Here is a 23,803-nt window from a genome sequence, read left to right as displayed (position 1 = left end):
CGGCGGCCGTAAGGCTGCGTCAAGCAATTCGCCGGGCATGGCCCGGCGTTACCGCGATTGGATGCCGGCGTTGGGGCAATGGGCCTGCTGCTGCGCACACGCCTGCTTCGTCCATTCCTTCAACACGGGCTGCAGGCCTTCGTAACGCCGGCCTTGCCAACCATTGGCCAGCACCTTGCCGTCAGCATCGATCAGCACCAGATTCGGCGGTGCCAGCCCAGCCAACGCCTGCAGTGCCGGCATGCGCGCGGCGCGGCGCGGGTCCAGCACCGGCCACGGCATCTCCTGCGCATGCATGTAGCGGCGCAGCGCGGCCTCGCTCTCATCCAGGCTGACGTACACCACTTCGGTATCGGCGCCGGCCTCGCGCAATGCGTCACGCACGCTGCGCAGTGTGGGTACGAAGGCATGGCAGGGCGCGCACCAGTCGGCGCCGAAGTACAACGCCACCAGCTTCGGTGGCGATGACCACTGCATCGGCCGCAGCGAGCGCTGATCCGGCCGCACCAGCGAGGCCGAGACCTGCGCGTGGAGGTCCGCAGCCATCGCCGGTGCGGCCAGCAGCACGGCACAGGCCAGCAACAACGCTCGTAGCGGCTTAGAACGCATAGCGCAGGTTGACGTACCACGAGCGCGCGAAGCGCGGCCCATAGACATAGTCGCTGTCACGCAACGCACCCACCTCCAGATCCTTCTGGCGCTGGTCGAACACGTTCTTGACGCCTGCGGCCACCGACACTTCCTGCTGCGCCTGCGCGCCCAGGTGACGGTGCCAGCGCGCACCCAGATCGGTCACCAGGAATGAACGCGTGCGGTGCAGTTCGCCCAGCCGGTTGTTCAGCACCGACATCGGCCCGGTGTGGCGCAGCGCGACGAAGGTCTCCCACGGCTCGGCCGGCATCCAGCTGAGCTGGGCCAGGCCGGTCCAGCGTGGGGTCTTCAGGTAGTCCCGGCTTTCGATCACGGTGTCGCCGCCGTCGCCGGTGTCGTCGAAGATGCGCTGCGGTTCGCGGAAGCGCGAGCGGTACCACGAGGCACCCGCGGTCAGGCGCCACTGTGGCGACGGCTGCCAGCCCAGGTTGGTTTCCGCCCCCAGCACGTTGGAACCGGACGCGTTGTAGCGCAGCTGACTGAGCTGTCCGTCATCGCCGCGCTGGATCTCGCCCAGTGCGAAGGTGTCGCGGATGCGCGCATACGAGGCGGTGGCATCCCAGCTCCACACCGGATTGGCCGGGTCAGATCGCCAGTCGAAGCCGAACAGGGTGGTCAACGCGCGCTCTTCCTTCAGGCCGTCGGTGTTGCGCACGCGCACCTGTTCGCCACCCAGCGTATCGACATGCACATCCTCGACGAAGATTTCCGGTGCACGGAAGCCAGTGGCAACGCCTGCCCGCCACTTCAGGTTGGGCGTGGCCTGCCAGGCCAGCGCGATGCGCGGCGAGAACACCGCGCTGTCCAGCTCCGAGCTCTTGTCCACGCGCGCACCCAGCACCAGGTCGACGTTGTCGCGCAGGCTCCACTCGTCCTGGATGAAGGCGCCCAGGTTGTGGAAAGTGGCATCCTCCAGCACTGCCAGGCGCTGCCCGTCACCGGTGCGGTTGTCGTCGCGCAGTGACTCGTGCTTGTACTGCACGCCGAAGGCCAGCGCGTGCGCACCCAACCGCCAGTTCAACTGACTGTCGATGTAGTGCAGCGGGTTGTGGGTGCGGCCGTACTGGCGCCATGAGCGTGAGGCGGCGCTGCCGGCTACGTTCGGATCCAGCTGCGACGGGTCATAGCCAGGCGCAGACGGATCGGTGACCACATCGCCCAGGCCGCCATAGAAGCTGTCACGGTCGATGTCGGCGAAGGCATAGGCCAGGCGGAAATCGAGGTCGGCATTGATCTCCTGATCCCACGACACGCTGCCTCGGCGGTACTTCGTATCCAGCGATTCGGCGATGTTGGCCAGGTATTCGGGCTGGTCCAGGCGGTTGCCGCCGCGGCGGGTTTCATCGGTCACCTGCAGGTCCAGGCGCAGCCGCGTGCCCGGCGTGGGCGCATACCAGGCCTGCAGCCCGCCGACCTTGAGGTTCTTGCGGGTGATCTCGGTATAGCCGTCACCGTTGTAGTCGATGCCGCTGTTCCAGTTGCGCTGGGCAATCACCGACAGCCCGGCGTCGGCATCCTTGGCCACCAGGTCGAGGCGCACATCGGCGTTCTTCTGCGGCGTGCCTTTCAGCACATCCACGCCGGCCTGCACATGGCCGCCGCTGCGCGCCGGCAGTGGCGGGATCAGGTTGATCACACCGGCCACCGCGCCCGGGCCGTACAGCGCCGAGCCGCCGCCCTTGACCACTTCGATGCGGTCGACGAACCCGGCCGGAATCTGTTCCAGGCCGTACACGCTGCCCAGCGTGGACAGCAGCGGGATGCCATCGAACAACAGCTGGTTGTAGGCGCCGGGCAGGCCCAGCAGCTGTACCTCGCTGGTGTTGCAGTTCTGGCAGTTGCTTTCCACGCGCAGGCCGTTGATCAGCTCTGCGGCACGCGAGAAGTCAGTGGCCGCGCGCAGCGCGATGTCTTCCTTGCGCAGCACTTCGGTGCGGATCGGGACATCGGACAGCAGGCGTTCGCTGCGGGTGGCAGTGCTGACCTTGACCTGCACACGGTCCAGCTCGGTCGGCTTCGGTGTGGCTGCCAGCGCAGGCAGCGGCAGGGTCAGGGCGATGGCGGCAGCCAGAGGCAGCCGGCGGGAAAGGGGTCTGGAAACGGGCATGAAGGCGTCGTCCTTGGGAGAGGAAAGGCGGCGAGGGCGACCTGGCTGACGCATATAAAAGCAGAGGGTCATAGATATAGCAACGGCTATATAAATAAGTCCGTGCAATCACGAAGCCGAAAGCAGGGTCAGAACATCGCGGACGACGGCGTTATAACATTACAATTAAGCGCCAGAACCCTGCCGGATGTCATGCCCGGCAGGGTGCGATCGAAATCGAGGAACGCCGCCCCGGTCTGGCCCCAGGGCGGCGAGGGGCTTACCAGGCGGCGCGCAGGCCGACCTGGGCACCGTGGTTGCGATAGCCGCTGTCGCCACGCTGCACACGCAGGTCACCCCATGCGCTCCAGCGCTGGCCCAGCTGCAGCTGGGCACCGGCCTGCACTTCGTAGCGGTTCTCCGGCGTCTTCGCGCTCAACGACTCACTGTTGAAGCGCATGGCCTCATCGCGCTGGCCACGCAGCCAGTTCGCCGCCAGGAACGGCTGCACGCGGTTGCCCTGCAGCGTGCCCTGGCCAAACAGGCGAACGCCGAGGCGGCTGTTGAGGCCGCCGCCGCGACCATCCTCGACCGTGGTGCCATTGTTTTCGACCAGGCTGTCACCGTCGTAGTCGGTCCAGGTCAGCTGCGCCTGCGGCTGCAGGTACAGCGTGCTGGCCTCACTGCTGCGGATGGCCCAGGCATATCCGGCTTCCAGCGACGCACTGCGGGTCCTGGAATCGTAGGTCTCGCGGGCGATGCCTTCGCCCTGCACCTCGTTGTCGAAGCGCGCCGCCTGCAGCCAGCCGTCCACATACAGGCCGGCACTGCTCTGTGCATCCTGCACCCAGCCCAGGTAGACACCGGCCGACTTGCCCTTGACCTTGCCGCGCGTGCCATAGCCGCTCAGCGTCGACACCGCCTGCGTGGTCGCCTCGCCGGTGCCCAGCATCACGCCGACCTGGCCACGGCCATCGCCCCAACGCCAGACATCGCTGCCCAGCTGCAGGGTGTTGATGTGGGTACGGGCGTCAACCTGGCCGGCCACGTTCGCCTGCAGCTGGTCACGCCCGGCGCGCACCCAGGTGCCGATGCGGGCGCGGTCGAAGCCGGGCTCGCCGCGGTCATGGCGGCGCAGCTGGAACATCTGCACGGCCGCGGCTTGGTTGGCCAGGTACGCGCCCGGCTCCGGACGCAGTACGGGGACCGGATCGACGGGATTGACCGGGTCCACCGGATCGACCGGGTCAACAGGATCGACCGGATCCACCGGACCAGTGCCCTGGCACTCCGGCAGCGCCGGATTGATGTCGCACGGATTGCCGGTGTAGGCCGAGGTCAGGTACCAGTTGCCGTTGGTCGCGCCCGGAGTGCCCTTGCGCAGGAAATACTCGTACATGCCGCCGATGGCGCGGCCCTGCAGCGCGAGGTGACCATTGCTGGCACCGTCCACCTGCATCAACGGAATGCCGTTGACGGTCTGTGCACCAGCGCCGGCAATGTTGTTGACGGTGACCTGGGTGGTGCCGCTGGTATCACCGGTCACGTGCATGCGCGAGCTTGCCGCGTCGTCGCCGGCCAGTACCGTGTTGAAGTGCAGGGTGCCGCCATTGCCGGCGTAGTTGCCGTTGACGGTCAGCTGCGGATAGGCCGCCGTACCCGCAGCACCGAGGAAGATATTGCTGCCTGCACCCAGGGTGAGGTTGCCGGTGTTGCTGTCGCCGGACAGCGTCCAGCGACCGCCCTGGTCGACGATGACGTCGGCCGGGCCGAGGATGCGGCCGGTGAGGTCGAGACCGTCAAGGAAGCGCAGCGTGCCGGTGGCGGTATCTGCGATGGTGAAGTTACCGGCCAGCGTGGAAGTTCGGCCGCTAAAGTCGAACCGGGCACCTGCATTGGCCTGCAGGAGGTTGCCGTTGCCACCCTTCAGCGTGGCGCCGTTCTGCACAATGAAGCGGTTGACCTGCGGAGCTGAGCCCTGGGTATTCGCGCTGAGCGCTGCGCCAGCGGTTCCTTCCACCGAAGAGCCATCGACAAGTACGTACCACCCATCTGGGCCCATGGCGGGCTGGCCGCCGGCGTTGTGTCTGCTGTCGATGCCATCCTGCGCGCCGACGACAGAAGAGCCGCTGCGTAATTCCAGAATGCCCGCCAGCATCAGGACGCCGTGCACATCGCCAGCAAAGGCCGTCGATGAGGCACGGATGGTTCCGCCACCCGAAATGCGCGAAGCCGTAAAAGGACTTTCGACGCGGCTGTTTGAAATGGCGATGACTGTGCGCGCCGATGTCGGGTTGGACAGAAATGCACTGGTGTTCAGGCCGGCCAGCGTGCTGCCTCGGATGTCGCCGACGGAATCCATCAACGAGACCAGGCCGGCGGATGCGTTACTGAGGGTGAGTGTCGAATTCTGCGAATTTACTGAGCCTACTCGAGTACCGTCGACGTTCAGCTGCGAATTGCCACGGAGCGTGAAGTCCTGCCCGACCCAGACATGGCCCGGAACGACCGTAGCGGACGCGCCGTTGTTCAGATCAACGGCCGCGGCCTCCATGGAGGGCACGAGAATCAGCCCGGCGAGTGCAAGTGCCAGCCGTGATCGGACAAGCGTGGAAGGAAACTTCGGCGTGAACTGCATCATGCGCATGGGTGTTTCTCCTTGAAGCTCATTGGGGGGACCTGCATCCGCAGGACCGGAGGCGGCACTGTGCGGATCGGGTCTTGCCTGGGCCATGCAATTAATCTGAAAGGACTGCAGCGGCACTTGCCGGATTCAAACCCCGTTCAATAACTCACCAAACTGAATGGAGCGCGCGGTCTGAATAATTCAGCGTGCGTGAGACCGCAGTGAATGGCGCGTGCAGGATGCTCAAGCTGCGCATCTGCAATCTAGATCTGTGACAGCGGCCACAGTCCATCGGCGCCGTGGCGCTGCGTGGCGGGCTTCATGGAGCTGGGGCGGGTCAGAGCCCTTTCCCCTGGAAAGGGGTCCGACCCAGGGGCCTCGATCAGCCGCGGCGGAACGCGGCGGGGGTACGGGCGCCGACGATGATCATGCGGATCATCGTGGAGATCTGCTCGACCAGCTCCGGATCCTTCTCCGGCGGCAGGTCCATGGCGGTGGCGCCCATCGCGAACACCAGCCGGGTGATGGCCTTGGCCACCAGTTCCGGCGCATGCAGGACCGCGCCGTCCAATGCAGCCAGGCGCACCAGGTCGTGCTGCAGCTCTTCCTCGAAGTAGTGCAGCTCGCGTTCGACCGCGTGCTTGAAGTCGTCCGAGCCGACCGCGCCCTCGCGCAGCAGCACGTGCAGCAGCTTGTCGTCGGCGCGCAGCTGCTCCATGAAGGTCTCCACCGAGACCCGCACCACGCTGCTGGCGGTGGAGGTGGCGCGCTGCCGGGCCTCACCGATGATGGTGCGCAGCGAGCGGCCGGCCGCATCGATGAGCGCCACGGCCAGTTCGTCCATGTCGCGGAACTGCCGGTAGAAGCTGTTCGGCGCGATGCCGGCCTCACGCGCCACTTCGCGCAGGCTGAGCGTGGACAGGCTGCGGTGCGGCCCGATCAGTTTCAGAGCAGCAGCCAGCAGATCCTCGCGGCTCACCGTACGGCGGGCCGGGCTGTTGGCATCTTCGGGCGTCGACAAGGCGGTGGCGGCGGCCATGGGGGTTCCGGTGGGGCGAGGCTGAATCATACCCAATCCGGTTCAATATACACATGTATACACAGGTGTATGTGCGCCCGTATAGTTCGCTTATGAGCGCTGTCGTCCGTCCGTCCCTGTTCTCTCCGTACCGCTGGGTCTCGCCGTCGCTGTTCGATTTCTGGGCGGGCCAGCTCAATCCCCTGTGGACCGTGCGCGAGCCGGTGGCCCGCCTGGTCCGGCGCGAGCCGGCCGGCGAGGGCGCGGCGACCCTGGTCCTGCGCACCAACCGGCACTGGGCAGGCATGCGCGCTGGCCAGCACGTCACCCTCGGCGTCGAGATTGAAGGGCGCCTGTGGCAGCGCAGCTACAGCCCCACCGCACTCGGTCGGCGCGAGCTGGCGATCACCGTCAAGGCGATCGACGGCGGCCGGGTCAGCCAGCATCTGGTCAATCATGCACAGCCGGGCGAGCTGTTCCGCCTCGATGCCGCCTTCGGCGAATTCCATATGCCGGCTGCGGCGCCGGTGCTGCTGCTGGCGGCCGGTAGTGGCATCACGCCGATGCGCAGCCTGTTGCGCGAGGCCTGCCAGCGTCCGCTGGCGGCGCCGGTGGACCTGTTCTACTGGGAGCGCACCGCTGCCCATCTGCAGTTCCGTGATGAACTGCAGGCGCTGGCCGCAGCGCATCCGAACCTGCGCATGCACCTGCTGACCACCCGCGAGGGTGAGGTGCCGGCTGCGCGTATCGATCGCCACGACCTGCTGGTGGCCGGCGATGACACGCCTCTGGCGCAGCGCCATGTGCTGGCCTGCGGCCCGGACGGCTTCGTTGCCGCTGCGCGCGAGCGTCTGGCGCACCAGGTGGCCGGCTTCCAGGCCGAAGCGTTCACACCGCCGGCGCCGCTGGGCGATGCCAGCAGCGAAGGTGAGGTGTCGCTGACGCTTGCGCGCAGTGGCCGCCAGCTGAGCGTGCCGCGGGGCCGCTCGCTGCTGGAAAGCCTCGAAGCCCACGGCATCAAGCCCAAACACGGCTGCCGCATGGGCATCTGCAACAGCTGCAGCTGTGACCGCGTCAGTGGCGCCACCCGCCACCTGCGCACCGGCGACCTGCAGTCCGAATCGGCACAGCCGGTGCGGATCTGCGTGAGCGCACCGACCACCGACCTGACCCTGGATCTCTGAGGACGCCTGCCATGACCCGCGCTACCGACCGTGCCCTGAGTACTGCCGAGATGCATGCCTTCGGTGAGGAACTCGACGCGATCCGCGACCGTGTGATCGGCAGCCTCGGCGCCTCCGATACCCGCTACATCCGCCGCGTGGCCGCCGCCGTGCGCTGGTTCGGCGTGGGTGGCCGTGGCCTGCTGTTCCTGGCGGCGTTCTCGCCACTGTTCTGGATGCCGCTGCTGTGGCCGGCCGCGATCACCGGCACGCTGCTGCTGGCGCTATCGAAGATCCTGGAGAACATGGAGCTGGGCCACAACGTCATGCACGGCCAGTTCGACTGGACCGGCGACCCCAAGCTCAACGGCAACACCTACGAGTGGGACATCGTTGCCACCGCCGACAACTGGCGCAAGACCCACAATTTCCGCCACCACACCTACACCAACGTGCGTGGCATGGACGATGACATCGGCTACGGCCTGCTGCGCATCTTCCCGGAACAGCGCTGGAAGCCGTTCTACCTGCTGCAGCCGATCATCGCGCCGATCTTCGCGCTGCTGTTCCAGTGGGGCGTGGCCGCGCAGGACCTGCGCCTGGGCCGCTGGCTGAAGGGCCGCATCAGTGGCCGTGCGATGTGGATGCAGACCCGCCCGGTGGCGCGAAAAATGGCCCGTCAGGTGCTGAAGGACTACGTGTTCTTCCCGCTGCTTGCCGGCCCGTTCTTCCTCACCGTGATGCTGGGCAATCTGGTGGCCAACGGCCTGCGCAACATCTGGACCTACGTGATCATCTTCTGCGGGCACTTCACCGCCGAATCGGAAACCTTCCCGAAGGAGTGCCTGCGCAATGAGTCGCGCGGCCATTGGTACCTGCGCCAGCTGCGCGGTTCGTCCAACATCAGTGGCGGCTTCCTGATCAATGTGCTGTCGGGCAACCTCAGCCACCAGATCGAGCACCACTTCTACCCGGACCTGCCGGCCAACCGCTATGCGGCCATCGCCAAGGAAGTGAAGGACATCTGCCGCCGTTACGGCCAGCACTACAACAACGGCTCGCTGCCGCGCCAGTTCGGCCAGGTCGTCTGGCGCATCCTGCGCCACGCGTTCCCGAGCAAGCCGCGCCGCCTGCCGATGTCGGACATCATGTCCGCACCGGCATCGGCCAACGCGGGCTGATCGACTCAGCCCGCCTTCGCCAGGGCCGCCTGTTCGCGGTCCAGGCGACGCAGGAATACCTGCATTTCCTTGCGTGCCTGCTGGTCGCCCTTGCTGCCGGCCACGCTCAGCCCGCGTTGCCACGCTTCGCGCGCCGCCTGCGGCTGGCCACTGGCCAGCCAGGCCTTGCCCAGCAGCTTCCACGCCGCCGAATACTGCGGATCAAGGACCACGCAACGGCCCAGATGGGTTGCCGCGCGCACCGGGTTGCCGGCATCCAGCCAGCCCTTGCCCAGGCCGAAGCGCAGCAGCGCGCCGTCCTTGCCGCTGGCGAGCATGCATTCCAAAGCCTCGATGTTCATCAGCGCACCTCCACCAGCAGCTCGGCCGGTCCCGGCTGGAAGCGGCCGCGATGGAACAGCAGCGGCGCGCCGCCGTTCTCGTGCACTTCGATGATGCGGCCGGCCAGCAACAGGTGATCGCCCACCGGCCACTGCGCGTGACGGGTACAGGTGAGATGGGCCACCGCACCGGCGATGCGTGGCGGGGCGTCCTCGTCGTCATCCAGCAATGCGAGGCCGTCGAAGCGGTTGCGTACCTGCGGATCGGCAAAGCGCCGGGCCAGTGCTTCCTGGTCGGCCGCCAGCACGCTGATCGCAAAGCGGGTGGCGCGCTGGAAGGTGGAAAGACTCTGCGCGTGCAACGCCAGGTTCCACAGCACCAGTGGCGGCTGCAATGACACCGGCACGAACGAATTGATGGTCAGGCCGACCGGCTTGCCCTGCGCATCGCGCGCGCAGACGATGGCCACGCCGGTGGGGAAATGGCCGAGCAGCCGCCGCAGGGCACGCGGCGGCATCTCGACCGACGGCACCGGGGCCGGGGCGGGGAAGACCCCCGCCCACGGCCCGGCGTACGGCAGTGTCTCGCCGCTCATGAGGCCCGGGCCTGGCGGTAGCGCCGGCCGACCTCGGCCCAGTTGATGATGTTGAAGAACGCACCGATGTAGTCCGGGCGGCGGTTCTGGTAGTGCAGGTAGTAGGCGTGTTCCCAGACGTCCAGTGCGAGGATCGGGGTATTGCCGGACAGGCCGACCGTTGCACCCATCAGCGGGCTGTCCTGGTTGGCGCTGCTTTCAACCTTCAGGCGGCCGTCGCGATCGCTGGTCAGCCAGGCCCAGCCACTGCCGAAGCGGGTCTGCGCGGCCTTGGTGAAGGCCTCCTTGAAGGCATCGAAGCCACCCAGATCGCGGTCGATGGCGGCGGCCAGCTCATCATCGGGCGTGCCGCCGTTGGCGCTGAGCACGGTCCAGAACAGGCTGTGGTTGGCGTGGCCACCGCCGTTGTTGCGGACTGCGCCACGCTGCGCCTCGGGCACTGCATCGAGGTTGGCGATCAGTGCCTCGACCGGCTGCTCGGCGATGCCGGCCTGCTCGATGGCGGCATTGAGGTTGTTGACGTAGGTCTGGTGGTGCTTGCTGTGGTGGATCTCCATCGTGCGCGCATCGAAATGCGGCTCGAGGGCGTCGTAGGCGTAGGGGAGCGGGGGAAGCGAGTACGACATCGAAGCAATCTCCGTGGGGAAGGCCAGAGGGGGCTGGCCGTGGGGAGACTGTTATCGCACCTCAACATTGGTTGAGGTCAATAGATCAAGAGGTCAAGACGGAGGCATGGTAGTGCCGGCCGCTGGCCGGCATTCAGCGAAGGTCGGGTTGCCGGCCAGCGGCCGGCACTACCAGAACCCGCTTTCCGAACCCTCACCGGCGCGCTGATGCGCTGCCCGCGCCCTCCCACACGGATCAACAAAAGCGCCGGCAGGCGAACCCGCCGCCAGCGCTTTCATCAACTCAACTCAACCAGTCCTTGCACGCACCATCCACCTGGTCACCGCAGGCCTGCTGCATCCGCAGCTGCAGCCGTGCCAGCGTCTCCGCACCCTGGTGCTTGCCGCTCCACGCCTTCAACTGCGCGGCAAGTCGCTCGAAGCGCTGGCGGGTGCGCTGGTGGTAGCCCGACGGCTGCGCTTCCAGCTCGGCGATCAGCGACGCGGTCGCCTGCTCGATGCGCGGTGCATCGTCCGGCGCCAGCTTCAGCAGGCCTTCCACGTACAGCACGCCCCATTGCACGCGGGTGGCCGGGCCCTGTGCACCATCGTAGGCGCGCTTCAACCACTCCAGCGCACCGGCGGTGTCGCCGCGCTGCTCGGCCAGTTCGGCCAGCTCGGGCATGTAGTAGTACGGCTGCTCGCTGCGCTTCAGCTCGGCCAGCAACAGCGCCTCGGCACCCGCGTCGTCACCTACCTCGCGCAATGCGTACACCGCGCTGCTGATCGTGGCCTGGCGTGCATGCGCATCGGTGGCGGCGGCATCAGCAGCGGCCACGCGCTGCTTGACCCGCTCGACCAGCGGCGCGGGCAGTGCGCCCTTGGGCTGTTGCTGGCGGGCCAGCGATACTTCGGTCAGCGCACGCGACAACGCGTCGTCGGCGCGATCACCGCGCTCGGCGTCTGCACGCTCCAGTGCGACCAGCAGCTGCTGTCCGAGCGTGTTGCTGGTGGCCGGCCCGGCACTGGCCTGCTTGACCAGCTGCACGCCTGCATAGCCGAGCAATTCACGGTTGCGGCGCACTTCCGCCGGTTGTGCCAGTACGGCCTGCAGCAGCTCGCGCACTTCGGTGGGCGAGGCATCGGGCTTTTCGGCTGTGGCCAGAGCCAGCAGGGCGAAACGGCGCTGCAGGGCGGCGTCGGGTGCCGCCCTGGACAACTGGCGCAGCACGTCCTGGCTCCTGCGCTCGCCGGCCAGGCGGTTGGCGTCCACTTCCCAGCCGTAGTCGCCCAGCACCTGCCAGTCTTCGGTGGCCAGTCGGTCCGGCGTTGCCAGCGCGGTGGCCAAGGTGGCCGCAACGGCACTGCGGCGGCCTGCGGCGACGGTCAGTGCCCGGGTCAGTTCGGCGGCGTCATTGCCGCCGGCGACGCGGGTGATTTCGTTGCGCTGGGGGTCGAGCACGATCAGCGTGGGATAGCCGCGCACGCCGAAGCGTTCGCCCCAGGCCTGCGCACCTTCCTCGTCGCCATCCAGGTAGACGGGAACGAATTTGCTGGTCAGCGCGATGAAGGCCGGGTCCTTGAACAGGCCCGCCTTGAGCTGGTTGCACGGCGGGCACCAGACGGCACCCCAGTACAGCAGCACCGGCTTGCCGCTGTCGGCGGCTTCGGCGAAGGCATCGTCCACATCGCCCTGGCGCCAGGCGATGGCGGACGCCGGCGCAGGTGCCTCGGCGGAGTTGGCGGTGGATACCGGGGCCGGGGTGCAGGCGCTCAGCGCCGAGGCCAGCAGCAACACGGAAAGCGCGACGCGCATCGGCAGCATCTCGAAGGGCAGGGTGACAGGCCATTGTAGGAACCGCCGGGGAGCCTGCTGATTCAGTTTGCTTATGACAGGCGTGCCGCAGGGCATGACGCCCACCGGGCATTGCCGGGCGGATGCCTTCAGGCCGCTGCCCGCACCATCTGCTGGTACACCAGCCCGTTGATCTCGCCGACCTCGCCATCCAGCACGAAGCCATAGCGCAGGTAGGTAGGCACTGCATTGAGCGAGGCGCGCACCGTCAGTACCGGCTCGCGTACCTGTGGCAGCACGGCTTCGAACAAGGCGTGCCCGATGCCCTGGCCCTGGCAGGCGGGATCGACGAACAGCATCGCCAGGTGCCGGCCCTCCTTCAGTTCGACCACGCCGACCACGCGCGCATCCTGTTCGGCCACCAGGATGTGGTTGTCACCCTGCAGGCGCGCACCAAACGCATCGGCTGCTGCGACACTGCCGAAGGCGGCTATGCCGGCCGCGCTGAGAGACGGCGCCACTGCCTGGTTGAACGCGGCCAGGCACACCGCGCTGATCGCAGGCAGGTCATCGACGTGGGCAGGGCGGATCCTTGGCATGCAGTGTTCTTCCTGTGGTGGGCGGCGCATCATCGTTGCCGCAGACCTGCAGGCTAAGCTGGCGTCATGAGTGAATTCAATCCCGCCCATGCTTCGTTGTTTCCTCAACAAGGACTGAGCCTGGGCCTGATGACGCCGGTTGCGGCGCATGGACTGGCCGACCCGGACGAGGCGCGGCGCATCGCACGGCTGGCCGATGATCTTGGCTTCGCCGCGCTATGGACGCGCGACGTGCCATTGATGGTGCCGCAGGGCCCGGATGCAACAGCGAGTGCGCTGGATGACCCGTTCCTGTGGCTGGGCATGCTGGCTGCCGCGACCGAGCGCATCGTGGTCGGCAGTGCAGCCATTGTGCTGCCGCTGCGGCAGCCGTTGCAGGTGGCGAAGTCGGCGCTGAGCCTGGACCGGATCAGTGGCGGGCGCTTCGTGCTGGGCCTGGGTTCGGGTGACCGCCCGGAAGAATTTGCCGCGTTCGGTGAGGATCTGGAGGGCAGGGCGGCGGCGTTCCGTGAGCGCTGGACGTTGTTGCGCGCAGCGTTGTCACCAGAGGCCGATGAACGGACCGCCGTACTGCAGGCGACCGGTGGTTTCGACGTGTTGCCGGCGCCGGCAACGCGGATTCCGATGCTGGTGGTGGGTACTGCGCGGCAGAGCCTGCAATGGATCGCGCGTGAAAGCGAAGGCTGGGCAACCTATCACCGCGAGGAGGTTGCGCAGGAAGGACGCATCGGTCTGTGGCAGCAGGCGCTGGTGCAGCGCGGCGGGCCGGGCAAGCCGTTCGTACAGTCGATGCTGCTGGACCTGCAGACGGATCCGCAGGCGCCAGCCGAGCCATTGCCGCTGGGCCTGAAGGTCGGCCGCGATGGTCTGCGTGACTACCTGCGGCGCGTGCATGCGCAGGGTGTGGCGCACGTGATGTTCAATCTGGTCGACAACGGACGGCCGATGGACGCGGTGCTGCGCGAGATCGGCGAGCAGGTTCTGCCGGATGTGCTCCGGTAGGTGTCCACCTTGGTGGACACGTTCCAGCAGTCGAGCACGGCTCGACTCTACATGGGGTTCGCATCTGCGTATCATTCGCATTTGATATCCCGATGCTGGAGCTCCGCGTGACCCAACGTTCCCCCATGCACCCGGCCGGACGCCTGTTCGCGGTGGTCGCTTTCATCGAGGCCGTGACCTGGGCCGGCCTGCTCATCGGCATGTGGATGAAGTACGGCCCGATGGCCAACGTGGCGCTGGTGAAGTTGTTCGGACCCCTGCACGGCGTGGCGTTCCTGGTCTATGTGGTGGTGACGCTGTTCGCGGCAGTGCGCCTGCGTTGGCCGTGGTGGGCCAGTGCCCTGGCCCTGCTGGCGGCGATCCCGCCGCTGGTGACGCTGCCGCTGGAGTGGTGGTTCAAGCGCCGTGGTCTGCTGGGCCTGCGTGCAATGCGCTGAACCCACTGTTGCATGCCCATTCAAGAGAATGGGTATCAAATGCAAATACGAGCCGTTATCATTTAAGGATGGCATCGGGCCCTGAGCAGGACTGATGCCGGGCGGGGGCGTACAGACGCGCCCGGCCATCCTTTCCTGTTACGGCTGGTGTTTCATGCACGCACGTCCCGTCGTTCCCGGCTTGCCGGCGCTGGTGTTGGCTGCCCTGATCGGCACCATGGCGATGATGTCCTTCGTCGCCGTGATCGGCCCGGTGGTCCGCATGCTCGGCTTGTCCGAGTGGCATGCCGGCCTCTCGGTCACCGCCGCCGGTGTGTTGTGGATGCTGGCCGCGCGCCCGTGGGGCCAGCTCAGCGACCGCATCGGCCGCAAGCGCGTGCTGATGCTGGCGATGAGTGCCTACACCGTGGTCTACATCGCGCTGGCGGTGTTCATCGACGTGGCCCTGCAGACGGTGCCGCCGGTGCTGGTGTCGGTGCTGGTGCTGGTCGGTGCGCGTGGCCTGATCGGCCTGTTCTACGCCGCCGTGCCTCCCACCGCTGCCGCGCTGATCGCCGACAAGGCACCGACCGGGCAGCGTGCGAAATTCCTAGCCCGCCTGGGCAGCGCCAACGCGCTGGGCATGGTGCTGGGGCCGGCGGCGGCTGGCTGGCTGGCCTATACGAATCTGTCGCTGGCGCTGTATGTGGCCGCATTGTTGCCGCTGCTTGCGCTGGCATTGCTGGCGTGGCGGTTGCCGGCCACACCGCCGGTGGAGAGCGCTTCTGCGCAACGCCGCCAGCCGATGAGCCGTCTCGACCCGCGCCTGCGCCTGCCTCAGCTGGCGGCGTTCATCGCCATGATCTCGGTGACCATCGCGCAGGTGACGGTCGGCTTCTTCGCGATTGATCGCCTTGGCCTGGATGCCGCTGCGGGCGCGCGCATGGCCGGCATTGCACTCACAGCGGTTGGCGTCGGCCTCATCCTGGCACAGGCGCTGGTGATGAAGATGGAGGTACATCCACGCCGCTGGATCGTCCTCGGCGCACTCATTTCCGGCATCGGCTTCGCTTCGGTGGCTGGCGTGCAGCAGGCCTGGCAGTTGCCGACGGCGTACGCGCTGGCCGCGTTCGGCATGGGTTTCGTATTCCCCTCGTTCCAGGCGCTGGCTGCCGACGCGGTGGAAGCAAACGAGCAGGGTGCTGCCGCCGGCACCGTTGCTGCCGCGCAGGGGCTGGGCATGGTGGCCGGGCCGATGCTCGGCACGTTGTTGTATCGCGGTGGGCCCAGCCTGCCTTACCTGCTGGTGGGCGCGCTGCTGCTGTTGCTGTGCGCGCTGGCCGCCGCGTATCGGATGAAGGAGACCTCATGAACGATTCCCTGATGCAGGGCGCGTGGCCGGAGGCTGCGCCGGCTGCGCTGGAAAGCACCGACGACGCGTCGTTGTTCCTGCTGCAGCATGCCGGCCAGCACGTGCACGCACGTGGCTGCCGCGCCGCGCTGCCGGCCGGTGCACTGGCGACGCTGGCAGAGCGCGTTTCGGAGTTCTTTGCCCAGCAGCGCGGTGGTCCGGGCCTGTTGGTTGGCGCGGTGCCGTTCGAACCGCGTGCGGACGATGCGTTGTACCAGCCCGAGCGCCTGTTGCCTGCGCTGGCATTGCAACCGCAGGCCGCACCGCCGCTGGACGGCGCCCTGCGGGCCGAGCCTGCGCCACAGGACTATGCGTCAGCGGTTGCCGCGGCGGTGCAGGTCCTGCGTGCGCCCGAGCAGAACCTGCACAAGGTGGTGCTGGCGCGCAGCCTGTTGGCACGCACCCGCCAGGCGCTGTCGCCGGACGTGCTGCTGGCACGCCTGGGCGCGGATCCGTCGGTGGCGACCTACGCGGTGCCGTTGCCGGTGGAGCTGGGCCAGGCGCCGGCGTGGCTGGTGGGGGCAACCCCGGAACTGCTGCTGCGCAAGCGCGGTGCCGAACTGCTGTCGCATCCGCTCGCCGGGTCAGCACGCCGCAGCGCCGATGCTGCCGAGGACGAGCGTGCCGCGCAGGCGCTGCTGGCCTCGACCAAGGACCATGACGAGCATCGCCATGTGGTGGACGCCATCGTCGAGGGCCTGGCACCGTACTGCAGCCACATCGATGCACAGCCACGGCCGGTGCTGCATGCCACCGCCAGCATGTGGCACCTGGGCACCCGCATCCATGCCACCCTGAAGGATCCGCAGACGTCTGCCGCCGAACTGCTGGCACAGCTGCACCCCACGCCGGCGGTCTGCGGTACGCCGCGGCTGGCGGCACTGCAGCGCATCCGCGAACTGGAACCGGTGCCGCGCGGCTTCTACGCCGGCGCCGTGGGCTGGCTGGATGCGCAGGGTGACGGCGACTGGTACGTGGCGATCCGCTGCGCACGCCTGCAGGGCACGCAGCTGCGCCTGTACGCAGGCGCCGGCATCGTCGCCGATTCGCAACCCGAGGCCGAAGTGGCTGAAACGGCAGCGAAGTTCGCTGCCCTGTTGAACGCGCTGGGTGTCCAGGAATCCTCGCCCGTCATCGAGCCTGCCGCATGACTACCTCCACTGATTCCTCCCGCCTGCCACTGCAGCAGGTATGGCCCGATGAGCTGATGGCGCGCTATCGCGAGGCGGGCCACTGGCGTGGCGAGACCTTCCCGGCGTTCCTGCGCGAGCGCGCGGAACGCCATGCGGATGACATCGCAGTGGTCGCCGGTGATGTCCGCCTGAGCTACGCGCAGCTGTGGCACGAAGCCGGTCGCATTGGTGCCGGCCTGCTGGCACTCGGCCTGCAGCCCGGTGAGCGGGTGCTGGTGCAACTGGGCAACACCGCCGGGTTCATCACCACCGTATGCGGACTGTTCCGTGCGGGTCTGGTGCCGGTATACGCGTTGCCGGCGCATCGCATCACCGAACTGGTGCACTTCGCCAACAAGGCCGAGGCCAGTGCCTACATCACTGCCGACCTGCACGATGGCTTCGATCATCGCGGGCTGGCGCGGGCGCTGCAGGCCGAGGTGCCGGCACTGCGCCACGTGGTCATCGACGGCGATGCGGCGGAGTTCACCGCGCTGGAGGCGCTGCAGGGCGACCGCGGCCAGCTGCCGGCCGATCCGGATCCGCAGTCGGTGGCGTTCCTGCAGATCTCCGGTGGCAGTACCGGGTTGTCCAAGCTGATTCCGCGTACCCACGACGACTACATCTATTCGTTCCGCGCCAGCAATGACATCTGCGGCATCGACCGCGACAGCGTGTATCTGGTCGCGCTGCCGGCCGCGCACAATTTCCCGATGAGCTCGCCCGGTTTCTTCGGCGCGCTGTATGCCGGTGCCCGCGTGGTGCTCAGCCCCGGCCCCGGCCCGGATGCGGCCTTCCCGCTGATCGCCCGCGAGCGCGTGACCTGCTGTGGCCTGGTGCCGCCGCTGGCGCTGCTGTGGGCGCAGGCAGCGGCTACGAGCAAGCACGACCTGTCCAGCCTGCAGGTACTGCAGGTAGGCGGCGCCAAACTGGTACCGGAAGCCGCACGGCGAGTGATCGACGGCCTGGGCTGCACCCTGCAGCAGGTGTTTGGCATGGCCGAAGGCCTGGTCAACTACACCCGGCTGGATGATCCGGAGGAACTGATCGTGGCCTGCCAGGGCCGGCCGATCAGCCCGGACGACGAAGTGCGCGTGGTCGATGACCACGACCAGCCGGTGGCCGAAGGCGAAGTGGGCCATCTGCTGACCCGCGGCCCGTACACCATCCGTGGCTATCACAACGATGCGGTGGCCAACGCGCGCTCGTTCACCGACGACGGTTTCTACCGAACCGGTGACCGCGTGCAGCAGCTGGCCGGTGGCTATCTAGTGGTGCAGGGCCGTGCCGGTGACCACATCAACCGCGCGGGCGAGAAAATCTCCGCCGAGGAGATTGAAGATCACCTGCTGGCCCACCCTGGTGTGTTCGACGCGGCCGTGGTCTCCATTCCCGACGAGTATCTCGGTGAGCGCAGCTGCGCGTTCGTGATCCAGCAGGGGGAGCCGATCAAGGCGCCGGCACTGAAGGCCTGGATGCGTACCCGCGGCCTGGCCGCCTTCAAGGTGCCGGACCAGGTCGTGTTCGTTGACAGTTTCGATACCACTGCGGTCGGCAAGATCAGCCGCCGCGAACTGCGTGCGCAGCTGCGTGCGCGTCATCTGCAACAGACAGGAGGAACGCGCTGATGGCGCTGCCCCGTATCACCAACTATCCCTTGCCGACCGCTGCCGAACTGCCGCAGGCGCGTGGCCCCTGGCGCCCGCAGCGTGATCGTGTCGCGCTGCTGGTACACGACATGCAGCGCTACTTCCTGGCCGCGTTCGATGCCGGAAACGCGCCGCTGCGGCCGGCGGTGGACAACATCGCGCGCCTGCTGGCGCATTGCCGCGCACATGGCATTCCGGTGTTCTACACCGCCCAGCATGGCGACCAGGATCGCCGTGACCGTGGCCTGCAGGCCGACCTGTGGGGCCCGGGCATGCGCCGCAATGCCGATCATGAGCCGATCATCGAGGCGCTGGCACCGCAGCCGGGCGAGCATGTGCTGGTGAAGCACCGCTACAGCGCGTTCCAGCGCAGCAACCTGGAAACGCTGATGCGGGTGCGCGGCCGTGACCAGTTGCTGGTGACCGGCGTGTACGCGCATATCGGCTGCACCGCGACCGTGGTGGAGGCGTTCCAGCGTGACATCGAGGCCTTCATCGCCGCCGATGCGGTGGCGGACTTTTCGCGTGCCGATCACGATCAGGCGCTGCACTGGATCGCACGCACCTGTGGCGTGCCGATGACCACCGATCAGCTGCTGGAGGTGCTGTGATGGCTGCCACGGGTGATGCGCTGGATCTGGAGCGGATGCGTGCCGACGTTGCGCGGGTGCTGGAGTGCACGCCGGCAGAGATCGGTGACGACGACAACCTGATCGATCTGGACCTGGACTCGATGCGCATGCTCGGCCTGGTCCTGGCCTGGGGCAACACCGGGTTGCCGCTGGAGTTCTCGCAGCTGGCCGAGCACACCACGCTGCGCCAGTGGTGGGGTGTGGTGCAGAAACTGCAGGCCGCGCAGAACGCATGAACGTCGCTGTGCTGGCCACGCCGGTGGCACTGACCGAGGCCCAGGCCGGACTGTGGTTCGCGCAGCGGCTGGCACCGGACAATCCGTCGTTCAATACCGCGCATGCGGTGTGGATCGAGGGTGCGCTGGACGTGGCCGCATTCATGGCGGCGGCCAACCGGGCGGCGGTTGAAACCGAGGCCTTCGCATTGCGCTTTGCCGAAGGTGCCGATGGCCAGCCGCTGCAGTGGCATGACCCGACGCATGTGCCGCTGCTGTCGGTGCGCGATCTATCCGGCGATACCGACCCGGCATCGGCGGCGCGTGCCCTGATGCAGGCCGACCGGCTCAGCGCGGTCGATCCGACCCGCGACCGCATAAGCCAGCAGGTGTTGTTCGATCTGGGTGGCCAGCGCTGGGTCTGGTATCTGCGTGTGCATCACCTTGCAGCCGATGGCTATGGCATGGCGCTGTTCACTGATCGCGTATGCGCCTTGTATGCCGGTCGTGCGGGTGAGGCACTGCCGGGACTGGCGGGCGTGCTGGCCGATGATGCCGCCTATCGTGCCGACCCGCGCCGCACGCAGGCCGGGCAGTGGTGGCGCGAGCAGATGCAGGGCGCGCCGGCGGGCGCGGGCCTGGCCGGTACGCTCGCGGCCAGTGACGACGCGCTGCGCTGGGTGCAGCCGCTCGATGCTGCATTCCGTGAGCAGCTGCTGCAGGCATCGGTGCGTTGGCTGCAGCCCTGGCCGGATGTGCTGGCCGCGTTGTCGGCCGAGTACCTGCGGCGGATGAGCGCCGCCGATGAAGTGGTGCTGGGGGTGCCCTACATGGGGCGGCTCGGCAACGCATCGGCGCGGGTGCCGGCGATGGTGATGAATGTGCTGCCGCTGCGGGTGGCGGCCGGCGAGGGCAGTGTCGAGGCGTTTACCCGGGCATTGGGCCGGCAGCTCAGCCAGGGCCGCAAGCACGGCCGCTACCGTGGCGAGCAGTTGCGCCGCGACCTGGGCCTGGTGGGCGCGCAGCAGCGCCTGCACGGTCCGCTGGTGAATGTGCAGCCGTTCTACAAGCCACTGGCACTGAACGGCGTGCGGGCGACGCTGGAAGTGCTGTGCACCGGGCCGGTGGATGATCTGACGCTGGGCTTCCGTGGCGATGGCCAGCACCTGCTGGATCTGGAGATCGAAGCCAATCCCGCGTTGTACAGTCGGGACGATGTGGAGGCGCACGCGACCCGGTTGCTGCATTTCGTATCGGCGGCGCTGGAGGCCGGAGACATCGCGGCGGTGCCGCTGGCCACCGTCGCAGAAGCGCAGCAGGTGGTGCATGGCTTCAATGCCACCGCGCATGCGCTGCCACAGACTACGTTGGTTGAACTGCTGCAGCAGGGCATGGACCGTGATCCGCACGCGCCTGCGCTGGTGTTCGGCGACACCACGCTGGACTACGCAACGCTGGAAGCGCGGAGTTTCGCGCTGGCGGCACAACTGCGCGCGATGGCGGTCGGTCCGGGCAGTGTGGTGGCGGTGGCATTGCCGCGCTCGCTGGAACTGGTGATCGCGCTGGTGGCGGTGCTGCGTGCGGGTGCCGCCTACCTGCCGCTGGACCTTGCCCATCCCGATGAGCGCCTCGCGCGTATTCTCGCCTCGGCGCAGCCGGCGTGCGTACTGGCTGCGGCAGAGGTATCGGCGCGCATGGACGGTGTGCCGGTGCTTGCCCCCGACCAATGGACCGCGCTGAGTTTCGCAGCACCGTGGGCCGATCCGGCGCCCAGCGATGCAGCCTATGTGATCTATACCTCCGGTTCGACCGGCGAGCCGAAGGGCGTCGTCATCGAGCACCGTGCCATCGTCAATCGCCTGCTGTGGATGCGCGAGCACTACGGCATCCGTTCCGATGACCGTGTTCTGCAGAAGACCCCGGCGACCTTCGATGTTTCGGTCTGGGAATTCTTCCTGCCGCTGCTGTGCGGCGCGACGCTGGTGGTGGCGGGCCCGGACGCGCATCGCGATCCGACCGAGCTGGCGCGGCTGATCCGTGCGCATGCCATCACCACCGCGCATTTCGTGCCGTCGATGCTCGACGCGTTCCTTGCCGCGCCGGCCTCCGAAGACCTGCAGCTGCGCCGCGTGTTCACCAGTGGCGAGGCGCTGGACGCATCGCTGCGTGATCGTTTCCATGGGCGCATGCAGGCCGAACTGCACAACCTGTATGGCCCGACCGAAGCGGCCGTGGACGTGAGCTACTGGCCGGCCTCTGCGCAGGACCGCTCACGGCCGGTACCGATCGGCTTCCCGGTCTGGAACACCCGCCTGTACGTGCTTGACGCGCGGATGCAGCCGCTGCCGGTGGGTGTGCCGGGCGATCTGTATCTGGGCGGCGTGCAGCTGGCGCGTGGCTATCTCGGCCGCGATGACCTGACCGCCGAACGTTTCCTGGCCGATCCCTTCCTACGAGGGGAGCGCATCTACCGCACTGGCGACGTGGGGCGTTGGCGGAGCGACGGCGCAGTCGAATACCTGGGCCGCAGCGACCACCAGGTGAAGCTGCGCGGCCTGCGCATCGAGCTGGGCGAGATCGAGGCGGCACTGCGCGAGCTGCCGGGCATGGAGCGCGTGGAAGTGCTGCTGCGCCAGGACACGCCGGGCGATGCCCGACTGGTGGCCTATGTGCCAGCGGCGCTTGCCGATGCCGTGATGCTGCGCAGCCACCTGACCACGCGCGTGCCGGACTACATGGTGCCGTCGGCGTTCGTTGGCGTGGATCAGTGGCCGGTGACCGCCAACGGCAAGCTCGACCGCAACGCGTTGCCGAAGCCGCCGCAGAGCGAGATTTCCGGACTGGCGCCGCGCACGCCGCTGGAACAGGAGCTGGCGGTGTTGTTCGCCCAGGCGCTTAGGAGTGAGGCGCCGGTGGCGGTGGATGCGGACTTCTTCAGTCTCGGCGGTGACTCGCTGTCGGCGGTGCACCTGTTGCTGGCGATCGAGCAGCGCTGGCGCTGCGATCTGGGTCTGGGGGCCTTGTTTGCCCAGCCCACCGTGGCCGCGCTGGCGGTTCGTATCGCCGAGCCACCCGCGCTGGCCGATCACGCGCTGGGCCCGGTGATCTCGTTGGCTGCCACTGATGCTGACGGACCCACTCCGTTGTTCGTGCTGCACCCGGCCGGTGGCATCGCCTGGAACTACCGGACGCTGGCGCGCGCCCTGCAGCCGGCACGCCCGGTATATGGCCTGCAGTCGCCCGCGCTGGATCCGAAGCAACCGTTGCCGTCCAGCATCGAAGCCATGGCCAATGACTATGTGCAGCGGGTGGTCACGCTGCAACCGAAGGGACCGGTGCATCTGCTGGGCTGGTCGGTGGGCGGCATCCTCGCCCAGGCGATGGCGGTGCGTCTGCATGAAATCGGGCGTGAAGTTGGTGAACTGGTGCTGCTCGACGCCTACCCCAGCGAATGCTGGCGGGCTGAGCCGGAACCCGATGCCATCGCCGCATTGCGTGCGCTGCTGGCGATTGCAGGCCATGACCCGGAGGCGCATCCGGAGCTGGACAGCCGTGAACGCATTCTTGCCTTCCTGCGTCGCGGTGGTAGTGCGCTCGGCAGCCTGCCGGACGTGGTGCTTGATGGCGTGGTGCGCGCAGTGACTGGCACCAACCGGCTGATCCGCGAACACATCCACCGTCCGTTCGACGGCACGCTGGTGCACGTGCGCGCGGGGCGGGACCACCAGGCGCGGCCGCAGTTGCAGTCGGCACTGTGGCGCGCGCACGCACGCAAGGTGCAGGCGCTGGAACTGCCGTTCCTGCATGCCGAGCTGACCGGCCGCGATGCGGTGGCGCAGCTGGCACCGTGGTTGTCGGCGCGCCTGCGCCACTGGGATGAGCAACAGGAGATCGCAACATGCAGTTGACCGGCTTTGAAGGTCGCGTGGCACTGGTGACCGGCGCCGCCGGCGGCATCGGCGAGGCCCTGGTACGGCTGTTGGCCGAGGCCGGCTGCACGGTCGTGGCAACCGATCGCGAGGCGCCCGTGGTAGTGGATGCACGTGTGCAGGCGTTTGCGCTCGACGTGACCGACAGCGCGGCGGTGGACGCCCTGGTGGATCGTGTGGAAGCCAGCATAGGGCCGATCGGCCTCGCCGCAAGCGTGGCGGGTGTTCTGCATGTGGGAGCTGTTGCGGAGACCACGGATGCCGATTGGCGCCGGGTGTTCGCAGTCAACGCCGATGGTGTGTTCCATGTTGGCCGTGCGCTGGCGCGGGTGATGTCACCGCGGGGTCGGGGCGCGATCGTCACCGTCAGTTCGAATGCCGCCGGCGTGCCGCGGCACGGCATGGCGGCCTACGCCGCGTCCAAGGCCGCCGCCACGATGTTCACCCGCTGCCTCGGGTTGGAACTGGCGCCGCTGGGCATCCGCTGCAACATCGTCGCCCCGGGTTCAACGCTGACCCCGATGCAGACCGGCATGTGGCAGGACGAGCATGGCGCAGAGCGGGTGATTGCCGGCAACCTGGAGACGTACAAGGCCGGCATCCCGATGCGCAAGCTGGCCACCCCGGAAGACATCGCGCACTCGGTGATGTTCCTGCTCTCCGAGCAGGCCGGGCACGTGGCAATGAGCGACCTGTACGTCGACGGCGGCGCCACCCTGCGCGGGTGAGTACTGCTA

The 23,803-nt window shown here is 67.8% G+C and carries 21 protein-coding genes; 12 read left to right on the top strand and 9 right to left on the bottom strand.

What is annotated here, in order from left to right:
• Positions 1 to 48 precede the first annotated feature (48 nt).
• The 3 genes from ACZK3W_RS13060 to ACZK3W_RS13050 all read right to left on the bottom strand — a co-directional run bounded on the left by ACZK3W_RS13060 (position 49) and on the right by ACZK3W_RS13050 (position 4,757).
• Positions 49 to 609: a thioredoxin-like domain-containing protein gene (locus ACZK3W_RS13060; RefSeq protein WP_125894405.1), complete on the bottom strand. Its 561-nt coding sequence runs from the start codon at positions 607 to 609 to the stop codon at positions 49 to 51.
• The gene (locus ACZK3W_RS13055) at positions 599 to 2,758 is read right to left on the bottom strand and encodes a TonB-dependent receptor plug domain-containing protein (RefSeq protein WP_125894407.1); all 2,160 of its coding nucleotides are present in this window, start codon (positions 2,756 to 2,758) and stop codon (positions 599 to 601) included. Before ACZK3W_RS13055 ends, ACZK3W_RS13060 begins: the two co-directional genes overlap by 11 nt.
• Before the next feature lie 259 nt (positions 2,759 to 3,017).
• The gene (locus ACZK3W_RS13050; protein ID WP_293794648.1) at positions 3,018 to 4,757 is read right to left on the bottom strand and encodes an autotransporter family protein; all 1,740 of its coding nucleotides are present in this window, start codon (positions 4,755 to 4,757) and stop codon (positions 3,018 to 3,020) included.
• 40 nt (positions 4,758 to 4,797) lie between these two features.
• Between ACZK3W_RS13050 and ACZK3W_RS13045 the strand changes: the two genes are divergently transcribed.
• Positions 4,798 to 5,400: a hypothetical protein gene (locus ACZK3W_RS13045; RefSeq protein WP_258015763.1), complete on the top strand. Its 603-nt coding sequence runs from the start codon at positions 4,798 to 4,800 to the stop codon at positions 5,398 to 5,400.
• A 345-nt stretch (positions 5,401 to 5,745) separates the two neighbouring features.
• On the opposite strand, the gene fabR is transcribed toward ACZK3W_RS13045, so the two are convergent.
• The gene (gene fabR, locus ACZK3W_RS13040; protein ID WP_100472925.1) at positions 5,746 to 6,402 is read right to left on the bottom strand and encodes an HTH-type transcriptional repressor FabR; all 657 of its coding nucleotides are present in this window, start codon (positions 6,400 to 6,402) and stop codon (positions 5,746 to 5,748) included.
• A gap of 92 nt (positions 6,403 to 6,494) precedes the next feature.
• On the opposite strand from fabR, the gene ACZK3W_RS13035 reads away from it, so the two are divergent.
• Together ACZK3W_RS13035 and ACZK3W_RS13030 are read left to right on the top strand one after the other, a co-directional pair.
• Positions 6,495 to 7,565 carry an FAD-binding oxidoreductase gene (locus ACZK3W_RS13035; RefSeq protein WP_197615434.1) on the top strand — a complete coding sequence of 357 codons (1,071 nt, stop codon included), beginning with the start codon at positions 6,495 to 6,497 and terminating at the stop codon, positions 7,563 to 7,565.
• Positions 7,566 to 7,576: 11 nt separating this feature from the next.
• Positions 7,577 to 8,725, top strand: coding sequence for a fatty acid desaturase family protein (locus ACZK3W_RS13030; protein WP_024957648.1), 1,149 nt, complete (start codon positions 7,577 to 7,579; stop codon positions 8,723 to 8,725).
• Between the two features lie 5 nt (positions 8,726 to 8,730).
• Here the strand turns inward: ACZK3W_RS13030 and ACZK3W_RS13025 are convergent, their stop codons facing one another.
• From ACZK3W_RS13025 to ACZK3W_RS13005, 5 genes are all read right to left on the bottom strand, one after another.
• Entirely contained in the window at positions 8,731 to 9,066 is a 336-nt protein-coding gene (locus tag ACZK3W_RS13025) for a tetratricopeptide repeat protein (protein ID WP_008267331.1), read from the bottom strand.
• Entirely contained in the window at positions 9,066 to 9,641 is a 576-nt protein-coding gene (locus ACZK3W_RS13020) for a flavin reductase family protein (protein WP_121503492.1), read from the bottom strand. Before ACZK3W_RS13020 ends, ACZK3W_RS13025 begins: the two co-directional genes overlap by 1 nt.
• A complete protein-coding gene (locus tag ACZK3W_RS13015) occupies positions 9,638 to 10,267 on the bottom strand; it encodes a superoxide dismutase (RefSeq protein WP_049462787.1) in 630 nt (209 codons plus the stop codon). Before ACZK3W_RS13015 ends, ACZK3W_RS13020 begins: the two co-directional genes overlap by 4 nt.
• Positions 10,268 to 10,550: 283 nt before the next feature.
• Positions 10,551 to 12,071: a thioredoxin family protein gene (locus ACZK3W_RS13010; protein ID WP_197615435.1), complete on the bottom strand. Its 1,521-nt coding sequence runs from the start codon at positions 12,069 to 12,071 to the stop codon at positions 10,551 to 10,553.
• 119 nt (positions 12,072 to 12,190) lie between these two features.
• Positions 12,191 to 12,640 (bottom strand): GNAT family N-acetyltransferase, encoded by a 450-nt coding sequence (locus tag ACZK3W_RS13005; RefSeq protein WP_121503489.1) that lies wholly within the window; start codon positions 12,638 to 12,640, stop codon positions 12,191 to 12,193.
• A 66-nt stretch (positions 12,641 to 12,706) separates the two neighbouring features.
• Between ACZK3W_RS13005 and ACZK3W_RS13000 the strand changes: the two genes are divergently transcribed.
• The 9 genes from ACZK3W_RS13000 (at position 12,707) to ACZK3W_RS12960 (ending at position 23,794) form a co-directional block, all read left to right on the top strand.
• Positions 12,707 to 13,642, top strand: a complete 936-nt coding sequence (locus tag ACZK3W_RS13000) for a TIGR03571 family LLM class oxidoreductase (RefSeq protein ID WP_197615436.1) — start codon at positions 12,707 to 12,709, stop codon at positions 13,640 to 13,642.
• A gap of 125 nt (positions 13,643 to 13,767) precedes the next feature.
• Complete coding sequence (locus tag ACZK3W_RS12995; protein ID WP_197615465.1) at positions 13,768 to 14,079, top strand: DUF3817 domain-containing protein; 312 nt, start codon at positions 13,768 to 13,770, stop codon at positions 14,077 to 14,079.
• A gap of 154 nt (positions 14,080 to 14,233) precedes the next feature.
• A complete protein-coding gene (locus ACZK3W_RS12990) occupies positions 14,234 to 15,430 on the top strand; it encodes an MFS transporter (protein WP_197615437.1) in 1,197 nt (398 codons plus the stop codon).
• Complete coding sequence (locus ACZK3W_RS12985) at positions 15,427 to 16,620, top strand: isochorismate synthase (protein ID WP_197615438.1); 1,194 nt, start codon at positions 15,427 to 15,429, stop codon at positions 16,618 to 16,620. The genes ACZK3W_RS12990 and ACZK3W_RS12985 overlap by 4 nt, the downstream gene beginning before the upstream one ends.
• Positions 16,617 to 18,269 carry an AMP-binding protein gene (locus tag ACZK3W_RS12980; RefSeq protein ID WP_197615439.1) on the top strand — a complete coding sequence of 551 codons (1,653 nt, stop codon included), beginning with the start codon at positions 16,617 to 16,619 and terminating at the stop codon, positions 18,267 to 18,269. The genes ACZK3W_RS12985 and ACZK3W_RS12980 overlap by 4 nt, the downstream gene beginning before the upstream one ends.
• Positions 18,269 to 18,901, top strand: coding sequence for an isochorismatase family protein (locus tag ACZK3W_RS12975; protein WP_197615440.1), 633 nt, complete (start codon positions 18,269 to 18,271; stop codon positions 18,899 to 18,901). The genes ACZK3W_RS12980 and ACZK3W_RS12975 overlap by 1 nt, the downstream gene beginning before the upstream one ends.
• Positions 18,901 to 19,158, top strand: a complete 258-nt coding sequence (locus ACZK3W_RS12970; protein WP_049462779.1) for a phosphopantetheine-binding protein — start codon at positions 18,901 to 18,903, stop codon at positions 19,156 to 19,158. The genes ACZK3W_RS12975 and ACZK3W_RS12970 overlap by 1 nt, the downstream gene beginning before the upstream one ends.
• Entirely contained in the window at positions 19,155 to 23,045 is a 3,891-nt protein-coding gene (locus ACZK3W_RS12965; RefSeq protein ID WP_197615441.1) for a non-ribosomal peptide synthetase, read from the top strand. Before ACZK3W_RS12970 ends, ACZK3W_RS12965 begins: the two co-directional genes overlap by 4 nt.
• Complete coding sequence (locus ACZK3W_RS12960; RefSeq protein WP_197615442.1) at positions 23,036 to 23,794, top strand: 2,3-dihydro-2,3-dihydroxybenzoate dehydrogenase; 759 nt, start codon at positions 23,036 to 23,038, stop codon at positions 23,792 to 23,794. Before ACZK3W_RS12965 ends, ACZK3W_RS12960 begins: the two co-directional genes overlap by 10 nt.
• Positions 23,795 to 23,803 lie beyond the last annotated feature (9 nt).

The organism is Stenotrophomonas sp. 80084_Sma (assembly GCF_056481995.1).
This window is presented reverse-complemented; position numbering and strand designations above follow the sequence as displayed.